The organism is Rugamonas fusca, assembly GCF_014042365.1.
Taxonomy (GTDB): domain Bacteria; phylum Pseudomonadota; class Gammaproteobacteria; order Burkholderiales; family Burkholderiaceae_D; genus Rugamonas; species Rugamonas fusca.
The window spans coordinates 240,226-249,868 of sequence record NZ_JACEZS010000004.1; the positions used below are offsets into that span (position 1 = coordinate 240,226).

At 58.1% G+C, this 9,643-nt stretch carries 13 protein-coding genes; 10 read left to right on the forward strand and 3 right to left on the reverse strand.

The genetic code is table 11. The annotated features are described in order from the left end of the window. Positions 1 to 154: 154 nt before the first annotated feature. Entirely contained in the window at positions 155 to 499 is a 345-nt protein-coding gene (locus H3H36_RS07435) for a hypothetical protein (RefSeq protein ID WP_182215813.1), read from the reverse strand. Continuing rightward, complete coding sequence (locus H3H36_RS07440) at positions 465 to 2,042, reverse strand: recombinase family protein (protein ID WP_182215815.1); 1,578 nt, start codon at positions 2,040 to 2,042, stop codon at positions 465 to 467. Before H3H36_RS07440 ends, H3H36_RS07435 begins: the two co-directional genes overlap by 35 nt. Positions 2,043 to 2,158: 116 nt before the next feature. Here H3H36_RS07440 and H3H36_RS07445 point away from each other — a divergent pair, with 116 nt between their 5' ends. Continuing rightward, on the forward strand, positions 2,159 to 2,524 hold the full coding sequence (locus H3H36_RS07445) for a hypothetical protein (RefSeq protein ID WP_182215817.1): 366 nt from the start codon (positions 2,159 to 2,161) through the stop codon (positions 2,522 to 2,524). Between the two features lie 816 nt (positions 2,525 to 3,340). Next, entirely contained in the window at positions 3,341 to 3,556 is a 216-nt protein-coding gene (locus H3H36_RS07450) for a hypothetical protein (protein WP_182215819.1), read from the forward strand. A 195-nt stretch (positions 3,557 to 3,751) separates the two neighbouring features. Here H3H36_RS07450 and H3H36_RS07455 read toward each other — a convergent pair whose 3' ends face one another. Then, positions 3,752 to 4,690: a hypothetical protein gene (locus H3H36_RS07455; RefSeq protein ID WP_182215822.1), complete on the reverse strand. Its 939-nt coding sequence runs from the start codon at positions 4,688 to 4,690 to the stop codon at positions 3,752 to 3,754. A 993-nt stretch (positions 4,691 to 5,683) separates the two neighbouring features. Here H3H36_RS07455 and H3H36_RS07460 point away from each other — a divergent pair. The 8 genes from H3H36_RS07460 to H3H36_RS07490 form a co-directional block, all read left to right on the forward strand. Continuing rightward, complete coding sequence (locus H3H36_RS07460) at positions 5,684 to 5,950, forward strand: hypothetical protein (protein ID WP_182215824.1); 267 nt, start codon at positions 5,684 to 5,686, stop codon at positions 5,948 to 5,950. Positions 5,951 to 6,078: 128 nt separating this feature from the next. Beyond that, positions 6,079 to 6,237 carry a hypothetical protein gene (locus H3H36_RS07465; RefSeq protein ID WP_182215826.1) on the forward strand — a complete coding sequence of 53 codons (159 nt, stop codon included), beginning with the start codon at positions 6,079 to 6,081 and terminating at the stop codon, positions 6,235 to 6,237. Between the two features lie 96 nt (positions 6,238 to 6,333). Further along, the gene (locus tag H3H36_RS26660; protein WP_220459675.1) at positions 6,334 to 6,423 is read left to right on the forward strand and encodes a Rha family transcriptional regulator; all 90 of its coding nucleotides are present in this window, start codon (positions 6,334 to 6,336) and stop codon (positions 6,421 to 6,423) included. A gap of 9 nt (positions 6,424 to 6,432) precedes the next feature. Further along, positions 6,433 to 6,900, forward strand: coding sequence for a hypothetical protein (locus H3H36_RS07470; RefSeq protein WP_182215828.1), 468 nt, complete (start codon positions 6,433 to 6,435; stop codon positions 6,898 to 6,900). After that, positions 6,890 to 7,126 carry a hypothetical protein gene (locus H3H36_RS07475; protein ID WP_182215831.1) on the forward strand — a complete coding sequence of 79 codons (237 nt, stop codon included), beginning with the start codon at positions 6,890 to 6,892 and terminating at the stop codon, positions 7,124 to 7,126. Before H3H36_RS07470 ends, H3H36_RS07475 begins: the two co-directional genes overlap by 11 nt. Beyond that, positions 7,123 to 7,413: a Rha family transcriptional regulator gene (locus tag H3H36_RS07480; RefSeq protein ID WP_220459676.1), complete on the forward strand. Its 291-nt coding sequence runs from the start codon at positions 7,123 to 7,125 to the stop codon at positions 7,411 to 7,413. Before H3H36_RS07475 ends, H3H36_RS07480 begins: the two co-directional genes overlap by 4 nt. A gap of 173 nt (positions 7,414 to 7,586) precedes the next feature. Further along, complete coding sequence (locus tag H3H36_RS07485; RefSeq protein ID WP_182215834.1) at positions 7,587 to 8,192, forward strand: GGDEF domain-containing protein; 606 nt, start codon at positions 7,587 to 7,589, stop codon at positions 8,190 to 8,192. A gap of 656 nt (positions 8,193 to 8,848) precedes the next feature. After that, the coding region (locus H3H36_RS07490; protein ID WP_182215836.1) for an MFS transporter at positions 8,849 to 9,643 on the forward strand (795 nt) is incomplete at its 3' end.

The window sequence follows — 9,643 nt, forward strand, 5'->3', positions numbered from 1 at the left end:
TACGGAACTACCACCAGCCGACTGGCAAGCCCAACGGGCCAATGCTACATGTCGCGGGCAGGGCGGTGCTGGCCGTGGTCACGCTGGCTATGTCTCTCGTAGTTAGTACTGCCAATGTCGCGACGGCGTCCGCCTGCATTGTATTGGCCGTTATTTATTTTTGCGGGCGTGGCAGCAGAAGGCGGTGGCCATCGGGGAAGATCCACAGTTCCCCATCAGCAGTCGTGATGCGGATACTGTCATTGCCGGCGTAAAAGCGGCGCTCCTTGCCAAGCTCAGCGCGGCCATCCCGTTCAGGATAGAGAAAATCCGGGTAGTGGTTGGCTGGCCCGCTGCGCTGCACGTCTCGGCTTATCGCCAGGACATTGGCGAGGCGGTCAATGGCACGGATGGTAGCGACACGAAGTATGTGGATCAGAACGCGCATGGCACCCCCGAGAATTTGGGAAAAATTTTCCGGCAGATTATACGGCGCGGGCCGCAACAGGAATGCCGTCACTCATCCTTCCGAACATGCTCTCCAGTATCGCATGCCGATGGAGGGCCAAGCCACTCGGAGCATCGAGCCTTGATGGTAGCGGAAGCCAATTGCCGTTGAAGTCAGCCATGGGCAGTAGGTAGAGGCAAAGAATATGTCGGTTGGCCTCGTCCATTTGTGCCGCAATGACGAAGTCTGCGTTGGCGGCTTGGCTTAGGCGTAGCCTCCAACGTAGAAGACCGCCGCCTTCGCGCTGACATCGGATGGCCATAATTTTGAGCGTCAGTGTTTCGTTGACTCGCAACGTGTATTGGTCATCAGTGGGTGCGGCGTTGCCACCGGCCAAGGCGATGAGTTCTATCGCCTTGGCTACCAAATTCGAGCGGACTGCTCGGAGCGCACGACGCGATTCAACATACGAAAAGTTCTCCTCGCAGGCCACCCCCGCGAGCGAGTAGGCGTTTGCCAAGGTGCCGAAATGGTATTTGAATGTCTGTGGTGTCGGAGCGGCGCCTCTCGCCGAAATCAGCACGGCCGTGACCTTTCCATGTTTGGCGTGTACCTCCCGCAATATGTCTAGCAGTTCGGTGTCAGTGTAGCATCGATGCCTTTGCTGGCGCTCCGCTTGGGCCATGTCGAATACGGGGGCGGGCACGAGTGCAGGAAAGGCGGCATCTTTCCTGATCCACATGTGGTGAGGATTTTTGACAGGATGTTTTTTCAGCTTGTAGGACGTCCGGTTGTAAACGGCGTTTCCGATGTATTTTTCGTTGGTCAGCACGCTACGGACTATTTTCTTCGTCCATGGCTTTCCCGATTCGCTTGGTATGCCGGCTACGTTGAGCATCATTGCGATGCGCGAGTCGCCCAATTTGTGTCGGGTATACCAATCGTAGATGGAATGGACCACCTCGGCCTCGTCGCCAGGGCCGGGGACTAGAACTACGCGGTCGGTTTGCGCAGGCTTCCTCTCTCCTTGGCGCAGGATGGTTTTTTTGTTCCTGGCCTGATCGACTGCAAGGCGTCTTAAGCCATAGCCCGCGTGGCCACCTTGTTTGAATCCCATGAGGGTGAAGTTGGACTGCGCCGCAAACACTTTTGCGGACAGCTCTCGGCTGTATTCGCTGGCCATCAGGCGCTTTAGACTTTTTAGCACTGCCCCCATGGGGGAGTCGTCGTCGGCAAAAAGCTCTGCGCAGTAGACAACACTGATGCCAGCGCGGCGGCAGATGAACTCGTAGTAAGCGCTCTCGTCCGCATCTTGAAATCGTCCCCAGCGGCTCACGTCGTAGACCAGAATAATTTCAAAATCGGCCGAACCAGACAAGACATCATCGATCAGGTTCTTGAGTCCGGTTCGACCATTTATTCGCAAGCCGCTCTTGCCACTGTCCGCGTAGGTCTTGATGACTTCGAGGCCGTGGCACAAGGCATATTCGCTGATTGCGTGGCGTTGGTGTTGGATCGAATAGTTCTGCCGCTCTGTTGACATTCGCACATACGCTGCGGCGCGTTTGTGGGGGGGCGCCGAGTTTGGTACCGCGCTGACCGGGGAATTTGACATGGTCATTCTCGAATATGGTGGAATACGGGCGCGTGCCCAACGCTACGTGCGTAGGGGTTGATCGGCCTCAATATACTCCCTTGGCGACGTGCCAGAGTCTGGTAAGGAGGCCAGACATGGAAACAAGGCAAATTCGGGATGAGCTGCTCGTGCTGACCGCGCAGAAGTTATCGGCGTCACATGGCGTTTTTTTTGCTGCTGCGCTATTGGCCGACTTCGGCGTGCCGTTGAACACCGCGCTAGTTGCATTGACCGCAGCGATGGCCGGACGGAACCCTATGGTTCCATTCTCTTTCGCACTGTCGTCATGGCTGGGGACCGGGACGTTCTCTGTCACTGTGGAGGACGTTGTCGCCATCGCGTACATTATGTCGAACACTATATCGTCCTCGGCCGACATGCTTGCGGTTCAGCGGGACGCAGGCCAGGATGGTCGAGAGGATGGAACCGTGCCGGGCAACTGGATGCCAGGCTGCCAATGATGCCGGTCGCGGACAAGGGCTGTGTTAGGCTCCTCTTGGTTGCGGTATTTATGGTGCTGGCGACGTCCGGCCCCGGAGGGATTGGCGCCCTGTCCATCGAAGTGTTGATGGCCGCCATCGCAATTGTCTTGACTAAGTACGAAGTGGCTTTAAACTCAACAGGCGTACTGCAAACGTGGCAAGAACCGAAGGCTCATCATGTCCACATTGAATGCTGACCCGTTGGCGTCGCCAGCACCGACTGAAGGAGTCGCCCCAATCCAGCGCGCCCCGGACGGGCATTTTGCGTTCCAATTGACGAGGCGGATTGCTCGGGAAGCGGATATTGAGTTTCGAGGTTGGCCAAGAAGTGCCGCAGAGGAGCTTATTAGAACTTTGAGAAGTGTAAGTTCTGACCTGCCCTAACAACGACCTTCTAATCGGGTCAGAATAAGGGAAGCGTTCGGCATCTCGCCTTACCCTGATAGGACAGGTAGGGGAAAACATCAGATTTGCAACCGCCCAGCACCATGTAGCGGCCCATGCCGCTCATGCGCGCCACGTCCGGCACCATAGCATTGAGACGGCCCGCCCGAACAGCATCCAGGCGGCGGCCTACGCTGACCTCGGCCTGATCGCTCCTATTCGCTACGCCGCCTACGGCTATCCCATCCAGCCAGGCCAGCCACCACAGTAGCGCTACCCGACCATTCCGGCCAGCCACGTGGGTGACGCTCGCGCCATGCCGCGCCAAGGCGGCCGCTCACGAACGTGGGCAACTAGCCCGACAACCTGAACGGCTACAACCTGTCCGGCACGGGCTTGGACCCGACCGCGATGAACAGCAGCCCGGTACACGACCTGATTCAGGGCTGCACGTTGAACAGCCTGCTGGGCGCATCGGCCTTCAACAAAAGACGCATCGCCAACGGCAGCACGATCCAGGGGGCGGGAATCGGCACCAGCGATTCCCAGGCCGCCATCGCCAATGATCAGCCGGTCGCCGTCAACAACGGTGTGTTCGGTGTCCTGCGCCTGTCCTATAGGCGCTAGGACGGGACTTCTTCGATGAATGGGTACGGAACTACCTCACGCCCACCGGCAAGTCCAAGGGGCCGATACTGACCACTACCGCTAGGGTGCTGCTGCGGTGCTGGTCGGGGTCACGCTAGACGGAACGCCCAGCGTTAGCGTTTCCTGCACGGCGCGTGGCCTCGAGATGCTGGCCATGGTGTTTAAACCAAAAAACTATTTCGTCATGCGCACCCATCCTGCACGTACCGCCTCTTTTACCATGTCCCAGCGTGATGCCGGATAGTCGCGCTTCCAGGATTCGCGCAATTCCGTTTCGGCATCCTCCCAAGCGCTGCCTTGATAAGTTGCACGGTTCGCCATCGATGCACCGTATCGATACGCTGGGTCATACTCTTGATAAGTACCACCCATATAGGAAAAAGTGTCCAGCCAGTGTGCGCGGAAGTACGTGTCCTCGCTGATGCCTAGGCTGTCGCCACGCTGAATGTTCAAGCTGCCCTGATTGGGCGGTAAGCGTCTGCTGTTATCGAGCCGGGAGGCCGCGCCTTGGGGTAACTCCGCTTCGGGCACAGTACGCTGCATTGCCCCCGCCTCCTGCATACCCTGCTGAGAAGTAAAGGACCCGGACTGCGTAGGTTGTACCATTTCCTGCCCCCCTCTTTGCGCTGTTTGCGACAAGTCTCGCTGTAGCGGTGAACTTTGTTTCAAGCCAGTGTCCGGCTGAGGAATGAAAGTACTGCCTTGCTCCATCTCGACGTCAGCCAACCCGCCAGCACCCCATCGGCCGTGTTGCTGGTTGATATCCAACGGTCCGAAGGTATCAACAATGACCTTCGCGTTTCTGGCTTGATTACGGCCAACTGTCTGGATGGTCAAGACTACACACTCCCGCTCTATAGCATCGGAATGAATACGGTGTTCGTGGTAGTCGGCGCCAAAGTACCTATTGAATAAGTGTTTAATCTTGTCGGTGATGGCATTGCCAGCTTCGGTTGGGCTAACGATAGCATCGAATTGTTGTGCGGCGCCGGCGACGGTAGCAGAATCGCTCAGTTGAATGGATGCAACATCAAAGCCGGCATCTATCAGTGCCTCTCGGGCACCGTTTGCATCAGCACGATTTTCAAAAACGGCTGCCAGTGTGTGTGTCATGATTAACTCCCTCAGTTGCGGCGCATAGCCATGATCAGCCAGTCAAATGATCCACTTGCGCGCTACCTGCATGAATACAGAATAGCAGTTTGAGCGACCCGAACACAGGGTGAATACTCGGTACTTCGCGGGCATCTTTGGTTGAAGAAAATGCATGCCCTGCGCAAGATTTCTAGATATCGACAGGATGCTGCGGATGCCGTCCAGCTACTTCGGTGCGGCCAGTCCCACTGAGGATATGGCAGGACTATGCTGCGGTCGGGGACGTAGCCTAATGGTGTGTGGAACAGGGCTGCCAGACGCTACGCCCCATGCTGCGGCCCACTGGGCAGCACGGCGCTTGCCTTTCGGGGTGGTGGCGGCGATCATGCGATCAATCGCTACTGTCATGCGATGCATGGCGTAGGCTCTTGGTTGATCGGCATAGCGAGAACGCTTCATGGCGGGCGCAGGTGGAGAGGATAGCCCTCATGCTACAGCACCAAGGCTGACTCCCGCAACGCCGGGATCGTACCGTGTCGGGGGCTGCTACTTGTCCTACGAGCGGATTAGGCTCATCGGCGACGAAATTGGCTGGCAGGGATTGACCAAGTACGGTGCAGTGGCATCCACCAGCAGTATTCCCATTCCTGTTACATGCAGCGCTGATCCGTCGCGCCAGGTCAGCGACAACAGAGCGTCCAGCTTCAAGCTGGGTGGAGGCGGTACCAGGGTGAGTTTTGGTGGACACATGTGGCTCATTATAGCCACAGCTTCCATCGGCGCTATATGGCGCCCTGGAAATTGCGATACGGCGGCGATGTCGATAGGGCGAAAGGGAACAGCCAGAGTAGAGCGCTGTCAGCTACATGCGCTTCGGCGGTTTGTATTTTTTCACGGACTGCCGACCCGGCGTAAGTGCCAGACGTCATGCAGAAAGTAGCTCGGGTGCGGATGGTGCGGATAGACCCCTATTTTCAAAACTTTTCCTAGAAACGAAACATAGGAGAGTTTATGAAAAACGGCACTTATCCGCACCATCCGCACCCGGCATGCCTACCTGTGTTGGTTTGCCCGTGGCCGATAGCAGTTCAGCCTTTGGTTCAGCTGGGGGGGCGTGCCGGTGCCGTCCGTGAAGCCATGGGCGTCGAGCAGGATGGTGGGCCGCGTCAGGTCGGCGGTGATGGTGCCTCCGACCTGCGCCACGGCATCAAGACGACCTGGCCCGACAGCATAAAAGCGGCTGCCGACTCTAACCGTGAATTGCTCGTCCCCACGTAGTACGGCGACTTCGGCAACCCAATCGCAGCCCAGCCACGCACCACAGCAGCCGCTCCAATAGACCATCTCGGCCAGCCACGCGGGAGACGTCCCGTTCCATCCTGCGCCAGGGCGGAGCTGTCCACAGCATGATGGTCGAATCAGCCTTCAACAATAACTGCTTGGCCAACGGCGGCATGATCCGGGGGCCGGGCACCGGCACCGGCGATTCCGTGACCGCCGTCGCCAACGGCCAGCCGGTTGCCGTCAGCAACGGCGAGTTCCGCATCCCTGCGGCTGTAGTATAGGCGCAGGGACAGGACTTCTCCGATGAGCTGGTCGGAACTACCACTGGACAACCGGCAAGCCCAAGGGGCCGATGTTGACCAGCGCCGCGTAACCTCGTGCAACTGGATGGCGACAAGCTGGTGACGGACGCGCTGATGGTGGCCAAGAGCTTTGGCAAGCGGCACAAGAACGTGCTGCGGGCTTGAATTGTTCGCGTGAGTTCAACCGGCTCAATTCTGAGCCGGTTGGCTACCGCTGCGGCGCTGGTCATGGTCAAGTTGGCACTTTCGCCCGGCGTCAGCTTTGCCCGTGCAGTGACGGCGTGCACCGGCATGGCCGTCGGCCGTCTACGTGGCGCTGCACGCTTCGTGGTCGGTAGTACAAACGTTGTACTAGCGGTCGCAGCCTCCACCTTTGCGACGCTGGTCGCCATGGTACGGTCGGTGCAGACGCTGGGCGTAGCCGCACTTTTCGTGATCCCGGAAAAATTTCGGCATTCGACTACGAAAATTTTTTCGTTTCTATGCAAGACCAATTCAATTTTCTTGCCTCGCGGGCTGACACCGAACTTCAGCGACGATAGCTCGGTCCACGACCTGATGCTGGGGCGGCTCTGTGCCGGGCCTGCTGAGCGAGGCGGCCCTCAACAACAAATGCATCCCCAAAGGCGGCATGATCCGTAGGCTGGGCAACGGCACCAGTGATTCCGTGGCCGCCGTCGCCAACGGCCAGCCGGTCGCTGTCAGCAACGGCGAGTTCCGCATCCCTGCCACCGTCATGCAGATGCTGGGGCGCGACTTCTTTGACGAGCTGGTGAAGAACTACCACCAGCCCCACCGGCAAGCCCAACGGCCCGATTCCGACCAGCGCCGCGCCACCTCGTACAACTGGACGGCGACAAGCTGGTGACGGACTCGCTGACTGTGGCCAAGAGCTTCGGCAAGCGCCACAAGAACGTGCTGCAAGCCTATGACAAGCTGCAATGTTCGGCCCAGTTCATGCGGCTGAATTTTCAGCCGCATGAATATGTTGATGGGCGTGGCAACATTCAGCGCATGGTCAAGATGACCAAGGACGGCTTCGTGATGCTGGTCATGGGCTTTACTGGCGAGGCGGCGATGGCCTTCAAGGAAGCGTACATCGCCGCCTTCAACGCCATGGCGGCCTACATCGCCCTGGACCAGCAGACGCTGTAGCTGCGCATGCACGCGCACCAAGCCGGGCAACAGAGTGGATGCCATCGCGACCGACCCGTCGTACCACCTGACGGCGGGCAAAAAGGGCGGCAGCGGACCGGCTTCGGTTAACCTGAACGCACTTGGTGGCTGGTCGCGCATCACCACGGGCTTCATAGGCATGCAGTTGAGCGGTGGCGACATCGCCCACCGAGTGGGTGTGTGGCCGTATTGAACACTACGTTGGAGTTATCAACGATATTACCGAGGCCAAGCAGGCTGCGGAGTTCATCCGTCACAGAGCCTACCACGACCCAATCACCGACTTGCCGAACCGCTCGCTGTTTATGGATCGTCTGCATCAGGAGATTGTCCGCGCCCGCCGCAACAAGTTGGCGATGGCCTTGCTCTTCATCGACCTCGACCACTTCAAGGAAATAAACGACGAATTTGGTCATGATGTTGGCGACGACCTGCTCAGGATTGCGGCCATAAGGCTCACGGCGAGCGCTAGGGAATCGGATACCGTTGCACGTCTAGGTGGCGATGAGTTTACCGCTATCCTCAATGACATCAACGGGAAGGAGGATGCGGCACGAGTGGCGCAAAAGATGCTGGATGAAATTTGTCGACCGTTTGAGATTGGGCCGCACGAGTTGGTTATTTCCGCCAGCATTGGCATCGCCATCTATCCGACGGACGGCGAAGGTGCAGCCTCGCTACTCAAAGCTGCTGATGGGGCAATGTACAGGGCAAAGCGTGGTGGCCGCAACGCATTTTCGTTTGCTGCGATTGGGTGAGTGCATGTTTTGGCAATTCCGCTGCCTTCGGCGCTGTCGTTTTGTGGTAGCGCAATAGGCATGATCTAGCGGTGCAGTACGTGGAAATAGTCGCGCCATTCCAGTAGGCGGCTCCATTCACTGCAGGAGGCGTCGCGGGTTTTGGCTACGAGGTTCTTCTACTGTGCGAAGGCCGACAAGGTTGATTGAAGAGATTCCCTCACGTGTCCGATTGGCAAGCCCACGCACTTGTTGGTAACGTTGGACTTGTCACAGGCTCCTGCTTCGGTTCGGACCATCACTGGAGTCTTGGACACCTCGGGCGACTCCGTGGCGCTGCCTGTGCTAAATCGGAGGTGTCAGCACTGATATGGCGCAAGTTCTTGACGGCATCGAAGGGCCTGCACATCTCCACCACAACGTGCAGGTCAGCGCTGGCCACGTTCTGTATCACGGTCGCGTTGATCACTTCTGCGGGCCTAAACGCCACGGCATGACGCGCTGTCGCCCACTATCGCGCCTTTCAAGGGCCTTGCCGGCCCAGCCAATGGCCAGGCGCATGTTTGTTGGCCGCGCTGGAGGATAGAATAGAGTCTTTTACATATTCCAAACCCCATGTATGACCAACCGAGATGGAAGTCATGGTGCGATTTTACCTCGGCGTGGAGAATTGAATTATGCACACGACTGGCATTCGCCTCGGGCTGCGTGAGAACTTGGGGCAGTTCTCACTGCTGGTTTTGGTCAATGCCTTCGTCGGCGCAATGGTGGGCCTGGAGCGAAGTATCCTACCAGCTATTGCCGAGCGAGAGTTCCACATCAAGGCGCGGGCCGCTATTCTTTCCTTTATCGTCGTCTTCGGCGTTACCAAGGCGCTGACCAATTACTTCGCGGGACGGCTTGCCGACCGCCATGGTCGCAAGCACATCTTGGTCGCCGGATGGCTGGTTGCCATTCCGGTTCCTTTTGTCTTAATGTGGGCACCTGATTGGAACTGGATCGTCGCCGCCAATGTGTTGCTGGGCGTGAGTCAGGGTCTTACCTGGTCTACCACCGTCATCATGAAGATCGATCTGGTTGGGCCAAAGCAGCGTGGCCTTGCGATGGGACTCAACGAGTTTGCAGGCTACTTCGCGGTGGCGGGGAGCGCGCTTGCCACCGGCTGGTTGGCGTCTCTTTATGGACTGCGGCCGCAACCTTTCTACCTCGGGGTGATCTATGTGATCTTCGGCTTGATGCTCTCGATGCTGGTAGTCCGCGAGACTCGGCATTTTGTGGCTCACGAAGTACGAACGCACCACGCTGGGGGCAGGTTAGCACTGCCAAGCCAAAGCGAAATTTTTCGCCGTGCCTCGCTGACCGATCGAAATCTGTCCAGTGTCAGCCAAGCGGGGCTTGTCAACAATCTGAACGACGGCATGGTCTGGGGCTTGTTTCCCCTGGTCTTCGCCACCGCCGGCATGAGCCTGGCG